At 62.9% G+C, this 21307-nt stretch carries 19 protein-coding genes; 12 read left to right on the top strand and 7 right to left on the bottom strand.

All coding sequences use genetic code 11. The features are described from left to right. The first annotated feature begins 49 nt into the window (after positions 1–49). The 4 genes from ANTHELSMS3_RS18735 to ANTHELSMS3_RS18720 all read left to right on the top strand — a co-directional run bounded on the left by ANTHELSMS3_RS18735 (position 50) and on the right by ANTHELSMS3_RS18720 (position 4815). A complete protein-coding gene (locus tag ANTHELSMS3_RS18735; protein WP_094036213.1) occupies positions 50–3070 on the top strand; it encodes a sarcosine oxidase subunit alpha family protein in 3021 nt (1006 codons plus the stop codon). Next, positions 3063–3635 (top strand): sarcosine oxidase subunit gamma, encoded by a 573-nt coding sequence (locus ANTHELSMS3_RS18730; RefSeq protein WP_094036212.1) that lies wholly within the window; start codon positions 3063–3065, stop codon positions 3633–3635. Before ANTHELSMS3_RS18735 ends, ANTHELSMS3_RS18730 begins: the two co-directional genes overlap by 8 nt. A gap of 71 nt (positions 3636–3706) precedes the next feature. Then, the gene (locus ANTHELSMS3_RS18725) at positions 3707–4123 is read left to right on the top strand and encodes a hypothetical protein (RefSeq protein ID WP_094036211.1); all 417 of its coding nucleotides are present in this window, start codon (positions 3707–3709) and stop codon (positions 4121–4123) included. A 92-nt stretch (positions 4124–4215) separates the two neighbouring features. Beyond that, positions 4216–4815 (top strand): superoxide dismutase, encoded by a 600-nt coding sequence (locus ANTHELSMS3_RS18720; RefSeq protein ID WP_094036210.1) that lies wholly within the window; start codon positions 4216–4218, stop codon positions 4813–4815. A gap of 74 nt (positions 4816–4889) precedes the next feature. Here the strand turns inward: ANTHELSMS3_RS18720 and ANTHELSMS3_RS18715 are convergent, their stop codons facing one another. Both ANTHELSMS3_RS18715 and ANTHELSMS3_RS18710 read right to left on the bottom strand, forming a co-directional pair. Then, positions 4890–5444 carry an SRPBCC domain-containing protein gene (locus tag ANTHELSMS3_RS18715; RefSeq protein ID WP_094036209.1) on the bottom strand — a complete coding sequence of 185 codons (555 nt, stop codon included), beginning with the start codon at positions 5442–5444 and terminating at the stop codon, positions 4890–4892. Beyond that, positions 5441–5791, bottom strand: coding sequence for an ArsR/SmtB family transcription factor (locus tag ANTHELSMS3_RS18710; RefSeq protein WP_094036208.1), 351 nt, complete (start codon positions 5789–5791; stop codon positions 5441–5443). The genes ANTHELSMS3_RS18715 and ANTHELSMS3_RS18710 overlap by 4 nt, the downstream gene beginning before the upstream one ends. Positions 5792–5943: 152 nt before the next feature. Between ANTHELSMS3_RS18710 and rarD the strand changes: the two genes are divergently transcribed. Beyond that, the gene (gene rarD, locus ANTHELSMS3_RS18705; RefSeq protein ID WP_094036207.1) at positions 5944–6858 is read left to right on the top strand and encodes an EamA family transporter RarD; all 915 of its coding nucleotides are present in this window, start codon (positions 5944–5946) and stop codon (positions 6856–6858) included. Here rarD and ANTHELSMS3_RS18700 read toward each other — a convergent pair. Further along, entirely contained in the window at positions 6801–7352 is a 552-nt protein-coding gene (locus ANTHELSMS3_RS18700; RefSeq protein ID WP_094036206.1) for a TIGR00730 family Rossman fold protein, read from the bottom strand. The genes rarD and ANTHELSMS3_RS18700 overlap by 58 nt on opposite strands. A gap of 129 nt (positions 7353–7481) precedes the next feature. Between ANTHELSMS3_RS18700 and ANTHELSMS3_RS18695 the strand changes: the two genes are divergently transcribed. Further along, the gene (locus ANTHELSMS3_RS18695) at positions 7482–9392 is read left to right on the top strand and encodes a LysM peptidoglycan-binding domain-containing protein (RefSeq protein ID WP_094036205.1); all 1911 of its coding nucleotides are present in this window, start codon (positions 7482–7484) and stop codon (positions 9390–9392) included. 88 nt (positions 9393–9480) lie between these two features. Then, on the top strand, positions 9481–11301 hold the full coding sequence (locus ANTHELSMS3_RS18690) for an ABCB family ABC transporter ATP-binding protein/permease (protein WP_094036204.1): 1821 nt from the start codon (positions 9481–9483) through the stop codon (positions 11299–11301). A gap of 20 nt (positions 11302–11321) precedes the next feature. Here the strand turns inward: ANTHELSMS3_RS18690 and ANTHELSMS3_RS18685 are convergent, their stop codons facing one another. Next, the gene (locus ANTHELSMS3_RS18685) at positions 11322–11951 is read right to left on the bottom strand and encodes a chloramphenicol acetyltransferase (RefSeq protein ID WP_094036203.1); all 630 of its coding nucleotides are present in this window, start codon (positions 11949–11951) and stop codon (positions 11322–11324) included. Positions 11952–12106: 155 nt separating this feature from the next. Here ANTHELSMS3_RS18685 and ANTHELSMS3_RS18680 point away from each other — a divergent pair, with 155 nt between their 5' ends. Together ANTHELSMS3_RS18680 and ANTHELSMS3_RS18675 are read left to right on the top strand one after the other, a co-directional pair. After that, positions 12107–14257 (top strand): malate synthase G, encoded by a 2151-nt coding sequence (locus tag ANTHELSMS3_RS18680; RefSeq protein WP_094036202.1) that lies wholly within the window; start codon positions 12107–12109, stop codon positions 14255–14257. Between the two features lie 244 nt (positions 14258–14501). Then, positions 14502–15278 carry a gamma-glutamyl-gamma-aminobutyrate hydrolase family protein gene (locus tag ANTHELSMS3_RS18675; RefSeq protein WP_094036201.1) on the top strand — a complete coding sequence of 259 codons (777 nt, stop codon included), beginning with the start codon at positions 14502–14504 and terminating at the stop codon, positions 15276–15278. 248 nt (positions 15279–15526) lie between these two features. On the opposite strand, the gene ANTHELSMS3_RS18670 is transcribed toward ANTHELSMS3_RS18675, so the two are convergent. After that, on the bottom strand, positions 15527–17764 hold the full coding sequence (locus tag ANTHELSMS3_RS18670; protein ID WP_094036200.1) for a xanthine dehydrogenase family protein molybdopterin-binding subunit: 2238 nt from the start codon (positions 17762–17764) through the stop codon (positions 15527–15529). Between the two features lie 3 nt (positions 17765–17767). Then, the gene (locus ANTHELSMS3_RS18665) at positions 17768–18223 is read right to left on the bottom strand and encodes a (2Fe-2S)-binding protein (RefSeq protein WP_094036199.1); all 456 of its coding nucleotides are present in this window, start codon (positions 18221–18223) and stop codon (positions 17768–17770) included. A gap of 89 nt (positions 18224–18312) precedes the next feature. Here ANTHELSMS3_RS18665 and ANTHELSMS3_RS18660 point away from each other — a divergent pair, with 89 nt between their 5' ends. Both ANTHELSMS3_RS18660 and ANTHELSMS3_RS18655 read left to right on the top strand, forming a co-directional pair. Continuing rightward, positions 18313–18897 carry a TetR/AcrR family transcriptional regulator gene (locus ANTHELSMS3_RS18660; protein ID WP_157733572.1) on the top strand — a complete coding sequence of 195 codons (585 nt, stop codon included), beginning with the start codon at positions 18313–18315 and terminating at the stop codon, positions 18895–18897. A gap of 183 nt (positions 18898–19080) precedes the next feature. After that, entirely contained in the window at positions 19081–19407 is a 327-nt protein-coding gene (locus ANTHELSMS3_RS18655) for a hypothetical protein (protein WP_157733571.1), read from the top strand. A gap of 58 nt (positions 19408–19465) precedes the next feature. On the opposite strand, the gene ANTHELSMS3_RS18650 is transcribed toward ANTHELSMS3_RS18655, so the two are convergent. Next, complete coding sequence (locus tag ANTHELSMS3_RS18650) at positions 19466–20215, bottom strand: SDR family NAD(P)-dependent oxidoreductase (protein ID WP_094036196.1); 750 nt, start codon at positions 20213–20215, stop codon at positions 19466–19468. Positions 20216–20337: 122 nt separating this feature from the next. On the opposite strand from ANTHELSMS3_RS18650, the gene ANTHELSMS3_RS18645 reads away from it, so the two are divergent. Beyond that, complete coding sequence (locus ANTHELSMS3_RS18645; RefSeq protein ID WP_094036195.1) at positions 20338–21288, top strand: MBL fold metallo-hydrolase; 951 nt, start codon at positions 20338–20340, stop codon at positions 21286–21288. Positions 21289–21307 lie beyond the last annotated feature (19 nt).

The raw sequence follows: 21307 nt of genomic DNA, 5'->3' as shown, positions 1-21307 counted from the left end.
TAAAAATACCCCTCTTTCCGACCGCCAGACAATCGTAAGGGCCTGAGCCATGAGCATCCGTCTTGCCACCGGCGGCCGTCTGATCGACCGCAATTCGACCGTCAAATTCACCTTCAACGGCAAATCCATGACTGGGGCGGATGGCGATACGCTGGCCTCGGCGCTGTTGGCCAATGACCGGATGCTGGTTGGGCGCAGCTTCAAATATCATCGTCCGCGTGGGATTGTGGCCAGCGGGGCAGAAGAGCCCAACGCGTTGGTGAATCTGGGGCAGGGCGTGTATCACGAACCCAACCAGCGGGCGACCACGACGGAACTGTTCCCGAACCTTATCGCCTCATCGCAAAACCATTGGCCGTCCCTTGACCATGACATTGGCGCGCTGAACGGATTTTTTGCGCGGTACCTGACGGCGGGTTTTTACTACAAAACCTTCATGCAGCCGCGTGCCTTCTGGAAGCACGTCTATGAACCGTTCATTCGGCAGTCGGCTGGTCTGGGCAAAGCACCAGACCCCGAAACGCGTGACCCCGATACCTATGAGCATTTTCACGCCTTCGTGGATGTGCTGGTGGTGGGTGGCGGTGTTGCCGGGCTGCAGGCAGCCAAGGCGGCGGGCGCTTCGGGGGCCAAGGTTCTGGTGCTGGAACAGACCGCTAACTGGGGCGGGCGCGCGCCGGTGGATGGCGGTGAGATTGACGGCCTGTCGCCAGAGGAGTGGGTCAAGAAGACCGTTCAAGACCTTGATAATATGCCAAATGTCACGCTGCGCACCCGCAACATGGGGGCGGGGATCTATGATCATGGCTATGTGCTGGGCTATGAGCGGCTGACCGACCACTTGGCCAATACGCGTGGCCCGCGTCACCGTTTGTGGCGCATTCGCGCCCGTCAAGTGATTGCTGCAACCGGCGCGATTGAACGCCCGATCAGCTTTGCCGGGAATGACGTGCCGGGCGTGATGCTGGCCTCTGCGGCGCGGGATTATCTGATCAATTTCGGCATTGCAGTGGGTCGCAAGACCGTGGTCGTCACCAACAATGACGACGCCTATCGGACCGCTATAGCCTTGAAAAAGGCGGGTCAGGACGTGCCGGTGGTGATCGACGCGCGGGAATTTGGCGGCGGTGCCCTGATGCAAGAGGCCAAGGCGCTGGGCATCCGGGTCGAAACCGGGCGCGCCATCGCCAAGGTCAAGGGCGGCAAGCGCGTCACCGGCGTGGCGCTCTGCGCAATGGCAGGCGGCGGGGCAATGGTGGAAGAGATCGCCTGCGACGCGGTTGCCATGTCCGGCGGCTGGTCGCCGGTGGTGCATCTGTGGTCGCATTGTGGCGGCAAACTGATCTGGGACGACGCACAGGCATTTTTCCGTCCTGATCCCGCCAAGGCGCCCACTGGGGCGGACGGACATGGTTTTGTCGTCTGCGCCGGTGCAGCCGACGGGCATATGAGCTTGAAGAGTGTTCTGCAAGATGCTGACCTAAAAGGAAAAGACGTGTCTATATCTCTGGGCGGTGACCGCCCGGAAACGGCGCCACCGACCGTGCCGGACAGCGAAGAGGTGCCGCTGATGCCGGTCTGGCTGATGCCCGCCAACGCCTGGGACGATCTGCGGATGAAGGCTTGGCTGGACTTTCAGAACGACGTCAAGGTGTCGGACGTACAACTGGCCGCGCGCGAGGGCTATGAGAGCGTCGAACACACTAAGCGTTACACGACGCTGGGCATGGCAACGGATCAAGGGAAATTGAGTAACATCAATGGGCTGGCGACCCTTGCTACCGCATTGGGTGAGGACATTCCGAATGTCGGCACCACCACCTTTCGCCCGCCTTATACCCCCATCAGCATGGGGGCGATTGCCGGAGAGGCGCGCGGCGAAATCTTTCAGCCGTTGCGTAAAACCCCATTGCATGATTGGCACGAGGCCAACGGCGCCCATTGGGAACCGGTTGGCCACTGGCGTCGGCCCTTTTGCTTTCTCCGTGATGGTGAAGATGTCGAACAGGCCGTCCATCGTGAGGTGCTTGCCACCCGCAACAGCCTTGGCCTGCTGGATGCCTCCACACTGGGCAAGATCATCGTCAAGGGGCCAGACGCGGGCCGTTTGCTCGACATGCTGTACACCAACATGATGTCGTCGCTGAAACCGGGCAAATGCCGCTACGGGCTGATGTGTTCGGAGAACGGGTTCCTCAGTGACGACGGCGTCGTGGCGCGGATCGATGAGGAAACGTTCCTATGCCACACCACCACCGGCGGCGCGGATCGTATCCACGCCCATATGGAGGAATGGCTGCAAACCGAATGGTGGGACTGGCAGGTCTACACCGCCAACGTGACCGAACAATATGCGCAGATCGCCGTGGTCGGCCCGAACGCGCGCAAGCTGCTGGAAAAGCTGGGCGGCATGGATGTGGACAAGGACACGCTGCCGTTCATGGGCTGGGCCGATGGCACGCTGGCCGGGTTCCCGGTGCGGGTCTACCGGATCTCCTTTTCCGGCGAACTCAGTTATGAGATCGCCGTGCCTGCCCATCAGGGCCGCGTGTTCTGGGACAAACTTCGAGAGGCGGGGGCCGAATGGGACGCCACGCCCTACGGGACCGAGGCGCTACACATCATGCGGGCCGAAAAGGGGTTCATCATGATCGGCGATGAAACCGATGGCACGATCATTCCACAGGATCTGGGACTGCACTGGGCGATCTCGAAGAAGAAAGAGGATTACCTTGGCAAACGCGCGCAGGCCCGCAGCCACATGGCTGACCCGGAGCGGTGGCAACTGGTGGGGCTGGAAACGCTGGACGGTTCTGTCCTGCCGGACGGGGCCTATGCCGTGGCACCGGGCAAGAACGCCAATGGGCAGCGCAATACCCAAGGGCGCGTGACCTCGACCTATCATTCGCCGACGCTGGGCAAGGGCATTGCCATGGGATTGGTCAAGCACGGTCCGGATCGCATGGGTGAGGTCATCACCTTCATGGGTGACGATGGCGAGACGGAACACCCGGCCCGCATTGTGAATCCCGTCTTCTTTGATCCCGAAGGGGAGAAACAGAATGTCTGAACCTGTCCTGCCACTGGCCGGGGCCAGCTTTGACGGTCTGGTCGAGGTGCGCGAAATCGGACCGCAGGGGATGATCACCCTGCGCGGGGATCTGGCCTTGCCTCAGGTGATCGCCGGCGTCACAGACCTGACCGGGCTGGAGATGCCCGATGTCCGCGCCGCCAACACCGCCGGGGATACCGGGTTGCTTTGGATGTCGCCGGATGAATTGCTGGTGCTTGTGCCCTACCGGCAGGCGCTTGCCGCGGTGGATCGTCTGAACGCGGCACTGTCCGGGTTGCATGTTCTGGTCGTGAACGTCTCTGACATGCGGGCGCTGTTCCAACTGCGCGGCACGCAATTGCGCGATGTTCTGGCCAAACTGGCGCCGGTGGATTTCGCCCCCGAGGCGCTGCCCGTGGGAGAACTGCGGCGCACGCGCTTTGCGCAGGTCGCTGCCGGGGTCTGGCTGTTGGATGACACCAGCGCGCGGGTTTTCTGTTTCCGCTCAGTGGCGGGCTACATGTTCAACCTGCTCAGCACAGTTTCGGACCCGGACAGCAATGTGGGCTTTCACGTCACATAGGCGTGCGGGCGGTTGCGCTGCGGTACTCTTGTTCGGATAGTGGCTGCGGACACCCGAACAAGAGGCGCGTGATGCACCGCATGATCCTTTCAGGCCTGCTGTGGACCGCCCTCTGCGGGGCGGCAGCGGCCGAGAAGACGGCCTATCAGTGTGCGATCAACGGCACCTCTGGTCGGCAATGGATACAGCCACTGATCTTTTTTGCGCTGGACCGGGCAATCGACCGCGTTGTCGTTTCCGACGCGTCCATCCTTGGGTTCAACGACGGCGTTCCAGTCGAGGGCACGCTGGTGCGTGACAATGCCGCCCGCGTCACCGTTTCGTGGGAATTGGATATGCGGTCTTCGTCGAACCAGACCGTGCGAATGAACTACCGTGCCACCTTTCTCAAGGCCAATGGCAAAGTGAATGTTTCCGCACGTCCACTAGGCTATGAGGGCCTGTTCAGCCGGGCCGGGACATGTACGGTGACAAAACTTTCCGACTGAACATGGCTTTCCGTGGCGCAGCAGGGTTGACGTTCCGTCGTGGGAGGGACACCTATTGGGCAGTATTCAGCTACATCACGAAGGGGTGAACCATGGCTTTTGAACTTCCCGATCTTCCGTACGCACATGACGCTCTGGCCAGCCAGGGCATGAGCCAGGAAACGATGGAATACCACCACGATATTCACCACAAGGCCTATGTCGACAACGGCAACAAGCTGATTGCCGGGACCGAGTGGGAGGGCAAATCGCTCGAAGACATCGTCAAGGGCACATATCAGGCGGGCGCGGTTGCGCAGTCTGGCGTGTTTAACAACGCCTCGCAGCACTGGAACCACACCCAGTTCTGGGAAATGATGGCTCCCGGCCCGAACGCGATGCCCAGCGAACTGGAAGCGGCCATCAAGGAAAGCTTTGGCACCGTTGAAGAGTTCAAATCGCAGTTCTCTGCTGCGGGCGCGGGCCAGTTCGGTTCTGGTTGGGCGTGGCTGGTCAAGGACGCCGACGGCGGCCTGAAAGTGACCAAGACCGAAAATGGCGTGAACCCGCTGTGCTTTGGTCAGACCGCGCTGCTGGGGTGTGATGTGTGGGAACATTCCTACTACATCGACTTCCGCAACAAGCGTCCGGCGTACCTTGCCAACTTCCTCGACAACCTGGTGAACTGGGAAAACGTCGCCTCGCGGCTGTGACCCGGATCTGACCAGATCGATACGTTACCGATCAACGCCCCGGAGTTTTCCGGGGCGTTTTTTTGTGCCGCGTTTCAATCCAGCGGCCAATTTCCAATGCGCTGAGAAGGTTTCGCCAGCAGCGCGCTCAGTGGTGACAGCAAGCCCACCATGCGGCCCGACAGGGCGGGGCAGCCAGTTTCGGCCAGTGCGCGCAGGTTGGCACCGATAAAGCCTTGCGCCCCCAGCATCTGTTTCTCCAACTTGCTGCCCGGCACTGCGCGGTCGATGGTCAGGGAAAATTCGCAGCCGTCTGCATGTTCGGCAAGGCGATAAGTGACAACGCAGGGTGGCTCATCAATAGTGGTCATTCGGAAGGTGTGAGAATACAGGCGCGGCGGCTCAAAGGCCAACACCTCACCCACCACCATGGCGATCTTGCGGTTGCGGTGCACCATCCGCATTTTCGCGCCGGGGTGCAGCCCGTCCACGGTTTCGCAGATCCCGCCAAAGAAGAACGGCAGCGCCTCATCGGTCTTGGTCAGGATCGACCAGACGGTTTCGACCGGGGCCTTGATCAGCGTGCGGCTGACATGGGTTGTGGTGGTGGGCGCGTGGCCCGGGGCGGCGTCGTCATGGGTGGCGATCATGTCTCGGTGTCCTTTGCGGCATGTGCGGCCTCTGCCGCGTGTTTCAGGTCAAGAACCCGGTCGGTCCAGACGGCGCTGTAGGAATCCAGCCAGCGCAGTTGCATCTCGCGGATCGGGGTGGCGTTCAAAAACAGAGTTCTTGTGCGCCCGGATTTCTTGCTGATCACCAATCCCGCCTCGGACAGGACCGCGAGATGGTTCATCACCGCGATCCGGCTGACATCGAAATTGGCAGCCAATGCGCCCACCGTGATCCCCGGCGTGTCGCGCACAAGGTCAAGGATCCGTCGCCGCGTTGCGTGGGCGAGGGCGTTGAATACTGCATCCATGCCATCATTGGTAATCATGTAATTACATTATTACATGATTCTGAAAAAAGCAACCGCTGCGTCGCTTTGACCCCGCCGGTCGGGGGTGGGACCTGCCCTTGAACCTGATCCGGCGGGCGCATAGCGTGGCACCTCTGGCGGGAAAGCCGTGCCTGCCGAAAGGTTTTTTCATGCAAGACAGCACCAAAGGCATTTTCCTCATGATCGGCGCCTGCACGATCTGGGGGCTTTCGCCGATCTACTACAAACTGCTGGTCAATGTGCCGCCACTGGAACTGCTGGCGCATCGCACCTTCTGGTCGCTAGTTGTCTTTGCCGGGTTGCTGGTGGTGCAGGGGCGACTAGGCAAATTGCGCGATGCGCTGGGGACGGGCAGGGCGGTGCTGATCACCGGTTTTGCTGCGCTGATGATCTCGACCAACTGGTTTTTGTTCATCTTTTCGGTGCAGATCGGGCAGGTGCGGGAAACCTCGCTTGGGTATTACATCTTTCCGCTGGTCGCCGTTCTACTGGGGGTTGTCGTTTTGCGAGAGCGTCTGGCCGCATTGCAATGGGTGGCGGTCGGTCTGGCGGCGCTGGCGGTGACCACGCTGACCGTCGGGCTGGGCAGCGCGCCGTGGATCGCACTGACGCTGGCCGTGACATTTGGGGCCTACGGTCTGGTGAAAAAGCGTCTGGCCGTGGGCGCGGTTGTCTCTGTCACCGCAGAGGTGGTGTTGCTTGGCCCGCTGGCGTTGCTTTGGCTGTTGTGGTTGCAGGGGCAAGGCACAGGCGTCTTCGGCGTGGATGTCCGGACATCCGGCCTGCTGGTGCTTTCCGGCCTGCTGACTGCCTTTCCCATGATCCTGTTTTCCGCCGCCGCCAAAAAGGTGAACATGGCGACGCTGGGTTTGTTGCAATACCTCAACCCGACCCTGCAGTTCTTCTGCGCCGTGGTGTTGTTTGGCGAACCGCTGACGCCGTTTCACATCACGACCTTTGGCCTGATCTGGATCGCGCTGGCGCTGTATTCGGGTGCGGGGCTGGCTCAGGACAGGGCGCGCCGCAAGAGCGTCATGACCTCATCCGCCGAGCCGCCGGCCTGAACAAAGTCCAGCAAAGACCCATCGGCAAAGCCGTTATCGACCACATGGCGCATCAGCGCCTGCAGCGGTTCCCAGTACCCGGCCACATCCAGCAAGATGATGGGCTTTTGGTGCAGACCCAACTGCCGCCAGGTCAGAACCTCGAAAAACTCGTCCAGCGACCCGGCCCCGCCGGGCATGACCACCACCGCGTCGGCGTTCATCAGCATGACCTTCTTGCGCTCATGCATCGTCTCGGTGATCACGAACCGGGTGAGATCGGTCTTGCCGACCTCCAGCTGCAGCAGGTGGGTCGGGATCACGCCAAAGGTCTCACCGCCCGCTGCCTGTGCGGCTCGCGCGACGGTGCCCATCAGGCCGACATCGCCGGCACCGTAGACAAGCCGCCAGCCTTCTTTGGCCAGAGCCTGCCCCAGCGCCTCGGCCTCGGATGTGAAGAGGGGATTTCCGCCCTTGCGCGACCCGCAATAGACACAGATGGAGGATGTAGACATGCAAAACCTCAAGGCTGCCGAAAGAAAACGACTTTTGACCCTTCGTAGCCTGTGGGATATACACGCTCAACCACCCTGTGGTCCCGTCGGGGGGCTGCGGCCTCAGGGACAGACGTTCGGAAGGCTGCCATGAGCAAGATTGCACTCTATTCGGCCATCGCTGGTGCCGGGACCGTCGGGACCGTGACCGTGATGGTGATGACCGGCATAATCCAGATGCCGGGCACGCCCGCCGTGGACACGCCGCCGCCCGCAGCGGTGGTGACCGCGCCCGAGGCACCCGTGCCTCCGGTCGCGCCAAATGCCGATGCGCCGCTGGCGACAGCCGATCCCGTGGCGGCTCCGGTCGTAACAGCAGATGCACCCGACCCGACCACCGCGCCTGTTGCGACGACGGATGCGCCTGACCCGACCGCCGCGCCGGTTGCAACGGCGGATGCGCCCGATCCCGCAACGCCGCCGCTGGAAACCGCAGCCATTGCCGATCCGAAATCACCCGCTCCGGACGCGACATCCGTCGCGGACGCCCCGATCGAGACCGCCGCCGCGCCCGCACCCGTCAAGGAAGGGGCCGCCCCCGAACCGGCCGCCAGTGCTTTGCTGCCGCTGTTTGATCCCGGCGCAACCGCCGTCGTCCCCGAATTGCTGTTGGACGGCGACGTGGCGATCAAACGCCCCAACTTTGACGTCGTGCGCGCGGAAACCGATGGGTTTTCGCTGATCGCAGGCGGGGGAGAGCCGGGTGCCAAGCTCGAAGTGATCGTCGATGGAGAGCCGGTTGAAACGCTGGAGATCGGGAGCGACGGCAAGTTCACCACCTTCCTTAACCTGCCGCCGGACCGGGCGGCTGTGATCAGCCTGCGCCAGACCGCCGACGAAAAGACGGTCCTGTCCGAAGGAGAGGTGATTGTCGCGCCGCAACAGGTCGCCGCTGTCGACCTCTCCCCCGAACGCCAGCCCAAAACCCCCGTCGACACAAGCCTAGTAGATCCGGGCCCCATCTTTGAGACACGGCCCGACCCGAATGCGTCTGTTGCCGATCCGGCGCGCGCCACAACCTCACCTGTCGCCACCATTCCGCCTGTCGGAGACGCGGGCACAGTGGCGGCCACGGACCCGGTCGTCGATCCCGGTGCGGTCGAAGGCCAGCCCGCCGTGGCCCCCGACCAGATCGCCCGAGCGTTCCCGCAACCCGAGGTCGGCGCCGGACCCGATCCGCTTGGAGCGCCCGTATGGAACGGCGCACCGGCGCGTGGCCCCGTTCCGGGCACACAGCCCGCACCAGAGGCGGGGGCGGCCCCCTTGCGTCCGGTGGCGGCGACCGGCACGCCCGTTGCCGTCGACGACAAGGATCCCGACGCGCCGCAGGTCGGGACCGTGACCGCCGGAATCCCCGATCCTGCCAGCTCAGTCGGCGCAGTCGATCCGGCGTTGCCCGCAGCGGATACGGTGATCACCGCCCGCGTCCTGCCAGAGGCAACAGACCCTCCGTCTTCGGCGCGCGGACCTGCGGTGCTGCTGTCCACCCCGCGCGGGATCGAGGCGCTGTCGACCGCACCCATTGCGCCGGGGGACGTGGCGCTCGATTCGATCAGCTATGATGATCAGGGCGATGTGCTGCTGTCGGGACGCGGTAAGACAACGTCCTTTGTGCGCGTCTATCTGGACAACACGCCTGTCACCACCTCGCGGATCCGCGAAGACGGCGGCTGGCGGGTAGAACTGCCAGAGGTGGATCAGGGCACCTATGTGCTGCGCATCGACCAGATCAATGAGCGCGGTCAGGTCACCGCCCGCGTCGAAAGCCCGTTCCTGCGTGAAAACGCGGCTGTGCTGGAAGGCGCCCTTGCCGGTGGCACCGGCCTTGTGCGCACCGTGACGATTCAGCCGGGCAACACGCTCTGGGGAATTTCAAGCAACCGGTACGGCGACGGTATGCAATATGTCCGCATCTTTGAGGCCAACCGCGAACGGATCCGCAACCCCAACCTGATCTATCCCGGCCAGATCTTCAACCTGCCGGACGGCGCGGGGAACTGATCGACACCGGGGCCGCGCCAATGTCAGGGCGGCTATGGAAACCCGGCAACCAAAGGGCTAGGTGAGGGGGATCAGCCAAAGGTCCCCCATGCCCCCAGATTTGACCTCCGCCAGTGACATCGCCCGCGAAGAGCGCCGCTCTGGCTGGCGCACCATCCGTCGCGTCGGTCCCTATCTCTGGCCAGAGGGCCAGACATGGGCCAAGCGCCGCGTGGTCATCGCTCTGGGCTTTCTGGTGCTGGCCAAGCTGATCGCCGTGTTCACCCCCATCCTGTATAAGGCAGCGGTCGATACTCTGTCGGGCGACGTGTCCGACTTGATGCTGGGGGCGGTGGGTCTGACCGTGGCCTATGGTATGGCGCGGCTGATGACCGTTGGATTCCAGCAACTCCGCGATGCGGTCTTTGCCAAGGTCGGACAACGCGCGCTGCGCCGTCTGGCGCTGGAGACCTTTACCCACATTCACCGCCTGTCCATGCGCTATCACATCACGCGCAAAACCGGCGGGCTAAGCCGGATCATCGAGCGCGGCGTCAAAGGCGTGGAATTCCTGCTGCGTTTCCTGCTCTTCAGCATCGGGCCTTTGATGCTGGAACTGGTGCTTGTCGCGGCGGTGCTCTTTTTCCTGTTTGACGTCTGGTATCTGGCCGTCGTTGTCGGGGTGATCAGCCTCTATATCCTGTTCACGTTCAAGGTCACGGAATGGCGGGTCAAACTGCGCCGCGAGATGAACAAGCAGGACACAGACGCGAATCAAAAAGCGATCGACAGCCTGCTGAATTTTGAGACGGTCAAGTATTTCGGGGCCGAAGGGCGTGAGGCGGCGCGTTATGACGTGGCCATGCAGGGCTATGAGGCGGCGGCGATCAAGACGGCTACGTCATTGGCGGCGCTGAACACCGGGCAGTCGCTGATCATCACCAGCGGTCTGGTTGCGGTCATGGTCATGGCCGCGACGGGTGTGCAGAACGGCGCGCTGACCGTGGGCGATTTTGTCATGGTCAACGCCTACATGATTCAGATCACCATGCCGCTGAACTTTCTCGGCACCGTCTACCGAGAGATCCGGCAGGCGCTGGTCGACATGGGCGAGATGTTCGAACTGCTGGAACAACCGCGTGAGGTGTCGGACAAGCCCGGCGCGCCTGATCTGGCGGTTGCGGGCGGCGTCGTGACCTTTGCGGATGTACAATTCGGGTATGAGCCGACCCGCCCGATCCTCAAGGGCATCGACGTGACGGTGGGCGCAGGGGAGAACGTGGCACTTGTCGGGCCGTCGGGGTCGGGAAAATCCACCATAGGGCGGTTGTTGTTCCGGTTCTACGATGTGGACGGCGGCAGCGTCACCATCGACGGGCAGGATCTGCGCGACGTGACACAGGACAGCCTGCACGCTGCCATCGGCGTGGTGCCGCAGGACACGGTGCTGTTCAACGACACGATCCGCTACAACATCGCCTATGGCCGCGACGGCGCATCCGAGGCCGACATCATAGCCGCGGCCCAAGCCGCACAGATCCATGACTTTATTTCCAGCCTGCCCGAAGGCTACGAAACGCAGGTCGGCGAACGCGGGTTGAAATTGTCAGGCGGCGAAAAGCAGCGTGTCGGCATCGCCCGCACCCTGCTGAAAGATCCGCCGATCCTGCTGCTGGATGAGGCGACCTCGGCGCTGGACACCGAAACAGAGGCCTCAATCCAAGAGGCGCTGCGCCGCGCGGGCGAAGGGCGGACCGTGATCACCATCGCGCACCGCCTGTCCACCATTGCCGATGCAGACCGGATTGTGGTGTTGCAGGACGGCATCGTGGTCGAACAGGGCACCCACGACGATCTGTTGACGCGTCAGGGGCGTTATTCGGCACTCTGGGCCCGCCAGCAGTCAGGTGAGGATGAGGCAGCCGCCTGAGGCGGACGCCTCGCACGGCGTCAGTCCGCGTCCAACGCCTCTTGCACGGCGGCGAAATACGCGCCCATATGCTCGCCGTCCACCAGCGCGTGATGCACCTGCAGGCTCATCGCCATGCGCCAGCGGTCACACTCCGAGACGATCTTGCCCCAGGCCACGCGCGGAATGCAGTCCTGCGCATCGGGCATGGCGTTGTCCAGCGATGTGAAATCCATCCACGGCAGGCAGGACATATAGGCTACCGCGTCGCCGCGCCCGGTGTTCGCCTCCAGCGTTGTCCGCTGCCGCGCCTCTGCGATCGCGGTGATAGCGCCTTTGTCGAACTCTTCGAAACTTTCATGAAATGGCACATAGGAAAAGCTGAACCCGCCTTCGGGGCGCGGCACCGGCGACGACAACAGAACCCTGTCATGACGCACGACCACATCGCCGCGAAACCGCATGTTCAGTTCGGGCACCGCGTGCAGCCCGTGGCCGATGGCATGAAGACAGGCGCGAAAAACCGATATGCCCTGTGATTTGCGCTGCGTCATCAACTGGGTCGCATCCAGCCGGACGGTCACCGCATAATGCGGCCGGGCGAATCCCTTGAACCATCGAAACTGTTCGGTCCGGGGCCAGCTGTCCAGATCGACCTCATGTTCAGCCATGCGTGCCCCCTTTTTCGACTTTGCCGGATAAAGTGCTGTTTCAAACTTAGCCTGAAACAGCTTCTCTTTCGGGAAGGCAATAAATGCGATGCCCCTTGTTGCCTATCGGAAACAGAATGCTACGGTCCGCGTCAAGGCATTAGAAGAGGTATACCATGGTCGACCGTGTAGCGCGCGCAGGTCTGGACGTTGACACACGTCTGGCTGCGTTCATCGAAGAGCAGGCCTTGCCGGGGACGGGCATTGCAGCGGATGCGTTCTGGGACAGTCTGTCTGCATTGGCGCATGATTTCGGCCCCCGCAACCGCGCGCTGCTGGACACCCGCGAGACGCTACAAAAGCAGATTGACGATTGGCACAAGGCCCGCGCCAACCAGCCGCATGACCATGAGGCGTACAAGGCATTTCTTTCCGAGATCGGCTACCTGCGCCCCGAGGGCGGGGACTTCGAGATCGAAACCGCCAATACCGACCCCGAGATCGCCTCCGTTCCCGGCCCGCAACTGGTGGTGCCGATCACCAATGCCCGCTACGCGCTGAACGCGGCCAATGCCCGTTGGGGCAGCCTGTACGACGGGCTGTACGGCACCGATGCCATCGGCTCGTCCCCGCCCAAGGGCGGCTATGACAAGGGACGCGGTGCCCGCGTCATCGCCCGCGCGCGGGTGTTTCTGGATGAGGCGTTCCCGGTCGAGGGTGTCAGCCACGCCGACGCGCGCCGGTATCACATCAAGGGCGGCGCTTTGTTGGTGGACGATTCACCGCTGGCCGATCCGTCCAAGTTTCGCGGTTATCGCGGCCACCCCAAGGCGCCCGATGCGATCTTGTTGTGCAACAACGGGCTGCATGTGGAACTGGTCTTTGACCGCACCCATCAGATCGGCGCGCGCGATCAGGCGGGGCTGGCGGATGTGCGACTGGAATCCGCCGTCTCGGCGATCATGGACTGCGAGGATTCCGTCGCCTGCGTCGATGGCGAGGACAAAACGCTGGCCTATTCCAACTGGCTGGGCCTGATGAAAGGCGACCTGACTGAGAGCTTTGAAAAGGGCGGAGCAACGCTGACTCGCCGTCTTACGCCGGACCACGAATTCCTCGGCTCTGATGGCGCACCGTTTACGGTCAAGGGCCGTGCTCTGATGCTGGTGCGCAATGTCGGCCACCTGATGACCAACCCCGCGATCCTTTTGCGCGACGGCTCTGAGATCTTCGAGGGTCTGATGGACGCGATGATCACCGTCCTGATCGCCAAACACGATCTGGGCCGCACCGAAGGCGGCCTGCGCAATAGCCACCACGGGTCCGTCTACGTCGTCAAACCCAAGATGCATGGCCCGGATGAGGTCGCCTTTGCCGATGAGGTGTTCACCTTCGTCGAACAGGCGCTGAACCTGCCGCGCTACACCGTCAAACTAGGCATCATGGATGAGGAGCGCCGGACCACGGTGAACCTGAAAGAGTGCATCCGCGCCGCCAAACACCGCGTCGCCTTTATCAACACTGGCTTTCTGGACCGCACCGGCGATGAGATCCATACCTCGATGGAGGCGGGCCCGTTTTCCCGCAAGGATTTCATCAAACGTAAGGGCTGGATCGGGGCCTATGAGGCGCGCAACGTCGACATCGGTCTGGAATGCGGGTTGTCTGGCAAGGCCCAGATCGGCAAGGGCATGTGGGCCATTCCCGACAAGATGGCCGCCATGCTGGAGGCCAAGATCGAACACCCCAAGGCAGGGGCCAACTGCGCCTGGGTGCCGTCGCCCACTGCGGCCACGCTGCACGCGCTGCACTATCACAAGGTCGATGTGTTTGCGGTGCAAAAGGCGCTGCGCGCCGGGGGCCGCCGCGCCCATGTGGACGCGGTGCTGGAAATACCGCTGGCCACTTTCCGCAAATGGCGGCCCGAACAGGTCACGCGTGAGGTCGAAAACAACGCCCAAGGTATCCTTGGCTACGTTGTCCGCTGGATCGATGCCGGTGTCGGTTGTTCCAAGGTGCCCGACATCAACGACGTCGGTCTGATGGAAGACCGCGCCACCTGCCGGATTTCAAGCCAGCATATCGCCAACTGGCTGCACCACGGGGTCGTCACCCGCGACGAGGTCATGGAAATCATGAGACGCATGGCAGAAGTGGTCGACCGTCAGAATGCAGGCGATCCGACCTATCGGCCCATGGCACCGGGGTTTGACGGCGTGGCCTTTCAGGCGGCCTGCGAACTGGTACTGGAGGGCCGCGTGCAGCCCTCTGGCTATACCGAACCGGTTCTGCACCGCCGCCGGTTGGAGCTCAAGGCGGCGGGCTGAGCGCGCCGCGTCCGGTCCTTCGCGGGCGGCGAGGGCGGAGGGGGGCGCTGCCCCCGTCTCCCTTTGGTCGACTCCCCCGGGATATTTTGGGACAGAAGAAGCAGCGGCGCGTGTTTTTGGTGACTGCCTTTACAACGGGCAGTGTACGCGCCTGTGTGCGGGTGCAGGGCGCTCTGTGCGGGCCAACACTTTTCGTGGCGACCGATGTGGTCTACACATCGGCTGTTCACAAGGAGCAGGATTCATGGCGCGCCCCATCGTCGGCATCATCGGCAACCAGCACCTGATCAACGATCAGTACCCGACCCACGCGGGGGGCACGATGAACTCCGAGGCGGTGTCAGAGGTGGCGGGCTGTCTGCCCATGGTGATCCCCTCTGATCCGCGACTGGTGACGGTCGAGGAACTGCTGGAGGTCTGCGACGGCTTTGTGCTGACCGGCGGCCGTCCCAACGTCCACCCCGAAGAATACGGGGAAGAGTGGACAGAGGCCCATGGCCAACCTGACCGCAACCGCGATGCCATCACTCTGCCGCTGGTGCGTGCCTGTGTGCAACGCGGCCAGCCGTTCCTTGGCATCTGTCGCGGGTTCCAAGAGGTCAACGTCGCCATGGGTGGTACGCTCTACCCCGAAATCCGCGATCTGCCGGGCCGTATGAACCACCGCATGCCCCCCGACGGCACGCTGGAAGAGAAATTTGCCCTGCGTCACAAGGTGTCCCTGACAGAGGGCGGCGTCTTTCACCGGTTGTTTGGTGCGACCGAGGTGCTGACAAATACGCTGCACGGGCAGGGGATCAAGACCCCCGGCACGCGCATCGTGGTCGAAGGGCACGCGCCCGACGGCACGCCAGAGGCAATCCATGTGCGCGACGCGCCGGGGTTTACCCTGTCCGTCCAGTGGCACCCGGAGTGGAACGCCGCGAATGACCCGGTGTCGCGTCCCCTGTTCGCGGCCTTTGGGCGGGCGGTCCACGCATGGGCCGAAAACGGCCCCAAGGATCTGCGCGCGGCCAGTTGAGCCTTTGCTTTCGTACATCGCTGTCGGATAAAAAAGCCCCCGCCGCAAAGGCGAGGGCCGAAATCGTTAACAGGGTACAACGTGCCCGGGAGCAAACCCGGGAGGGGTGTCCTGATGGTCAGCCAAGGACGTTGTCCGGGCAAGGACAAAGACGCGTTTTCCCGCCCGTTCACGATTTTCAAACGGTCTCGCGACGTAAACACGCGCGGCCCCCGGATCTGCGCACCGAGGGGCCGCGCGTTTGATCCTCAGACGTAGAATTCAAACGCCTTGTTCAGCGGCAGATCCCGCACCCGTTTGCCGGTCAAGTCAAACAGCGCGTTGGCCAGCGCCGGTGCGGCGGGCGGGGTGCCAACCTCTCCGACACCGTTCAGGCGCTTCTGGTTTTCCAGAATCCTGACCTCGACCGCAGGCATCTGCGGCATCCGCAGCGGATCATAGTCCGGAAAGTTCTTTTGCTCGGCCACGCCCCCGGCAAAGGTGATCTCTTCGCCCATCGCCGCCGACAGCCCATAGGCCATCGCTCCGGTCAGCTGTGCCTCGATGATCGACGGGTCCAGCGCCACGCCGGGATCGGCTGCGATCCACGCGTTTGTCAGCCGGATCATGCCGTCCACGTCGCGCACCTCGATCACCATCGCGCAAGGCGTGCCAAAGCTGTAGACCATGGCAATGCCGCGCCCCACGCCGTCCTCTGTCTGGCCGGTCCAGCCGGACATGTCGCGCACCGCCTCCAGCACATAATAGGCGGGCAGCCATTCGTCGCGCGTCAGGTCCAGACGGAATTGCAGCGGATCGGCCTCTGCCGCATGGGCCAGTTCGTCCATGAAGCTCTCATGGAAAAACCCGTTATAGCTGGCCCCAACAGAGCGCCAGAAGCCCAGCGGCGGGGTGATCTCGGCCTTGTGGCCGGTGACGCGGTAGTTGGGAATGCCGTAGGGCTGATTATAGATCGCGTCGACAATGCCCTTGTCCGGGCCACCCGGCGCAAAGCCGACCCAGCGGTCCAGCGCCTGTTCGGCAATCGACGGCGACGACACCTGCGCATCAAAGGTCAGCGCCTTGCCGTCCAACACCGCGCCGGTAATGCGGGCGAGGGCGGCGGGGCGGTAGAAGTCATGCGTCATGTCCTCTTCGCGTGACCATGTGACGTTGACCGGCGTGCCGGGCATGGCCTTGGCCACCCGCGTGGCGATCACCGCATAGTCGAACTCGCCGCGCCGGCCAAAGCCGCCGCCCATCAGCGTGACATTGACCTCGACCTCTTCGGGGTCGATCCCGGCCTCGGCGGCGCAGGCGTCGCGCAAAAAGGTCGGGCCCTGATTGCCACACCAGATCCGCAAGTGCGTGCCATCAAACCAGGCTGTGGCGTTCATCGGTTCCATCGTGGCATGGGCCAGAAACGGTACGCTATACTCTGCCTTGATGCGCATCGCACCTGAGGGCAGCTTGGCCGTGTCGCCATCGTCGCGCAGGGTCGAGTTTGGCTCGGCATCAAACGCCGCCTTGATGGCGCGGGTCATGTCCTCGGTGGTTTCGGGGTAGGATGAGGGGGCCCATTCGACCGGGATGGCATCGACGGCCTGCTGGGCCAGCCAAGTGTTGGTGGCGATGACCGCCAGTCCATCGCCCAGATCGACCACCTTTTCAACGCCCGCCATGCGGCTGGCCTCAAACGCGTCAAAGGATTTCATGCCGCCCCGCGTGGGGGACATGCGGACGGCGGCGTAGCGCATTCCGGGCAGACGGGTGTCGATGCCGAATTGCGCGGTACCGGTGGATTTGCCGGGGATGTCCTTGCGCGGCAGCGAAGTGCCCAGCAGCTTCCAGTCCGACCGCTCGCGCAGTTCGACCTTAGGCGGCTCAACCTCGGCGGCCTCGGCGGCCAGATCGGAATAGGGGATCGTGGTGCCGTCGGGGGCAATCACTGCACCGTTCTCGGTGCGCAACTCGTCCAGCCCGACGCCCAGTCGCTGTGCGGCGGCGGTCTTGAGCATTTCACGCGTGGCCGCGCCGGTGACGCGCATCCGCTCATAACCGTCTTTCATGGCGGTTGACCCGCCAGTGACCTGCATGGAAAACACCTTGCCCATGACGCCCATGACCTCTCCCAGCGAATGCTGGAAAGATGAGACGTCATAGCCCTTGTGGGTCAAGCCCTCGCCCATCAGGGCGCTGTTGTAATAGGCCTGCGCGGGCGGGCCGTGAATGACGCGCACGTCTTCCCAAGCCAGATCCATTTCCTCGGCGATCAGCGCGGCCCATGTGGTCATGGTGCCCTGACCCATCTCGGCGCGGGGCGCGACCAGCGTCACGCCGTCGCCGTCGATCAGCACAAAGGCGTTCAGCGATGCCTCGCCCTCAGCGGGCTTCAGCGGGTTGGGGGCGGGGCGGGTGACGTACCACGCGCCAAAGGCGGCGCCGCCCGCGACGGCCACGGCCCCGAACAAAAAGGTGCGGCGGGCAATCTTGCCGATGCTTGCCATGGCTCAGGCTCCTTCAGCGGCGGATTTGATGGCAGCGCGGATGCGCGGATAGGTGCCGCAGCGGCACAGGTTGCCCTGCATTGCGGCGTCGATGTCATCATCGTTCGGGTTGGGGGTTTCTGCCAATAACGCGGCGGCCTGCATGATCTGGCCGGACTGGCAGTAGCCGCATTGCGCAACCTGATGGTCGATCCACGCTTTTTGCAGCCGGTGCAGGGCATCGGGCGTGCCCAACCCCTCGATCGTGGTCACCTTCCCCCAGACGTCGCCGATGGGGATCTGGCAGGAGCGCACCGCCTCACCGTCGATATGCACGGTGCAGGCCCCGCAGGCCGAGACACCGCAGCCAAACTTGGTCCCCGTCAGGTTGAGCGCGTCCCGCAACGCCCATAGCAGTGGGACGTTTTCGGGCAGATCCACCTCTTGGGCGGTGCCGTTGACGGTGAGCGTGGTGGCCATGTCGTCCTCCTGACTGGTTTCTGACAGAATTAACCCATAGTGTCACAATGTCAATTGACAGTTTCTGGCGATTTTGTCAGGCTCTGCCCATGATGGAGACATCCGATCCTGACCGCGTCAAGCAAGAGGCGATCCTTGGGGCCGCCATGGCGGTACTGTGCCAATATGGCTATCGCCGCACTTCGATGGAGGACATAGCGCAGGCAGCTGGTATGTCGCGTCCCGCGCTCTATCAGCACTTTCGCAACAAGGAAAACATCGCACGATGCATGGTGCAGGTCTATTTCGACCAGGCCGTGCAGGCGGTCACGCAGGCACTTGCGGGGCAGGGCACTGTGCCGGATTTGCTGCGCGCGGGCTATGCTGCCAAGACGGGGCCGATGATCCGGGACATGCTGGACAGCCCACACGGTGCGGAATTGCTGGACCTCAAGGACAGCCAAGCGCGCGATCTGGTCGAGGATGGGGCGGCCCGGATCACAGCGGTCTTTGCCGATTGGCTGACGCGCGAAGTGGCCGCAGGCCGGGTGACGCTGGACGCCCCGCCGGATGAAACCGCCACCCTGTTGCTGCGCGCGCTGGACGGCATCAAACGCCCACCCTACGCGCGGTTTGTGGCAGAGCGGGACCGGCTGGCCGCCCTGCTGGGGCGCGGCCTGCAAGCGCTGCTGTAAGCGCCGCGCTGCACCCGCAGCCGACATAGGCCTATGCAAACCGTCCTTTGCTGGCGCAAACTGCCCCATGGGACGGCATGCCCCGCCGAATGGGCGGGTCTTGCGCAGACCCGTTTGGGCAGCGTGATGCCCGTGTCATTGGTACGGTCAGGTCTTGGCGCACAAAGTATGAAGGACAAAGACATGAAATCAGCTCTTTTCACACGGATTGCCGCCGCTGCATTTGCAACTCTGTCGATCACACAGGTCCATGCCGATCCGCTGGTCACACCGGCAGCAATGTCGGTCGATAGTCTGCGGGTGATCCTGGCCGCCGGGGCATCGCAATGCGACACCTCGTGCATGACTTCCTACGACAGCTGTGTCTCGACCGGGCTGGCCGCGCAGGCGGTGGCCGACGATGAGGTCGTCTACGAAGAGTGCAGCGCCAAGCTGGAAGGCTGCCGGGACGTCTGCATCAACCAAGGCGCCTGCATCACCGACAATTCCGGCTTTGTGCTTTGCCCCTGACTGTTTGACCGTCAAGAGGGAATAACCCTCGCCAAACGCGGCGGATCACCAGGCGGGGTTACACCTCGCCCCCCGCGATCTGGATCGCCTGACCGTTCACGCTGCCTGATGCGTCATGACACAGCCAGACCGCAGCCTGCGCGACTTCTTCGGAGGCAATCAGCCGCCCGTGCGGGTTGACGTTGACCATGGTGGCGCGGGCCTCGGCCTCGGACTTGCCGGTGCGCTGCATGATCGAGGTGACGTTCATGTCAACGATGTCGGTGTCCACATAGGCGGGACAAAGAGCGTTAAAGGTATAGGGTTTTTTGGCGTAATCCGCTGCCAGCGCGCGGATCAATCCCAAAAGCGCATGTTTTGACGCGGTGTAGGTCGGCGCGCCCTTCAGGCCGCGTATCCCGGCAATCGACGACACCGCGATCACCCGGCCCCAATCGGTGTCCACCATGGATTTCAGCGACTCGCGGATGGTCAGGAACGCGCCGTCGACATTGGTCGCCATCATCGTGCGCCAGAATGCCATGTCGGTCTTGAGGATCGACCGCCCTTCGGCAATCCCGGCGTTGGGCACGCAGATCTGGATGGGGCCACGGGCGGCGACCGCCTCTTCGACGCCTTGCACAACCGAAAACTCATCCATGACATCCATCGCCAGCGGAAAGATCTGGTCGCCGCGTGCCGCCTCCAGCCGTTCGATCCGGCGGCCGGTGATCGTCACCTGCGCGCCCTCGTCGGCCAGCGCCCGCGCGATGGCCAACCCGATACCGCTGCCGCCGCCTGTGACCAGCGCGTGTTTTCCGTTCAGCATGAAATCCTCCCATGTTTGCCGCAGCCTACAGCGGCAAAACCCTGTGACAAGAGGTCCGCGACGGATCGCTTGGCAATGCTATTCACGCATGTGAATATGATAGTGATTACCGGGAGGATCTCATGAAACGTATTGCCCAGATCTCTGTTCTGGCCCTCTGCGCCACAGCCGCGCTGGCCAGCGAGGATATCGCTGACAAATACCCGCAATCGGAACTCTACGACAAACCTGTCGAGGTTATTCCGCATGTATTTTCCGCCATCGGGGCCACCGCGCCGCCGACCTATGAAAATTCGGGTCACAACAACAACCTGTCCTTTGTCATCACCGGAGACGGGGTTGTGGTGATCAACGGCGGTGCCTCGGCGCGGCTGGCCGCAGCCCTACACGATGAGATCAAGACGATCACCGACCAGCCGGTCAAACTGGTGATCAACGAGAACGGGCAGGGGCATGCCATGCTTGGCAACTCTTACTGGGCCGATCTGGGGGTGGACATCCTTGCCCATGAGGACGCAATCCACGAGGTCGAGGAAAACGGCGATTTCATCCTGCAAGGCATGATGCGCTACAATCAGGACAAGGCAGAGGGCACGCGGGTTGCGGTGCCGAACCTGTCATTCTCGGACGCCTACACCGTGGAAATGGGCGATGTGACGCTGGAGGTGCTGCACCTTGGCTCGGCCCATGGGCCGGGCGACACGCAGGTCTGGATACCGCAGTGGGGCATCGTGATCGCGGGCGACATCGCGTTCCATGAGCGGATGCCGCCGATCTTTGCCGACACCTGCACCAGTTGCTGGGTAGAGACGTTTGACGGCCCGTTCACCGATCTGGGCGCAACCTATGTCATCCCCGGCCACGGCCACCCGACCAACATGGCGCAGGTGACGCGCTATACTTCGGACTACCTCAAGGATCTGCGGACCAAGATCGGGCAGCACATCGACGATGGCGGCGATCTGGCCGGGGCCTACTATGTGGACCAGACCAAATGGGCGCATCTCGACACGTTCGAGGAACTGGCGACCAAGAATGCCGGTCGTGTCTTCGAAGAGATGGAGTGGGAATAACCCTCTGACCAGCGCGCTG

This window comes from Antarctobacter heliothermus, from assembly GCF_002237555.1.
GTDB lineage: Bacteria > Pseudomonadota > Alphaproteobacteria > Rhodobacterales > Rhodobacteraceae > Antarctobacter > Antarctobacter heliothermus_B.
This window is presented reverse-complemented; position numbering and strand designations above follow the sequence as displayed.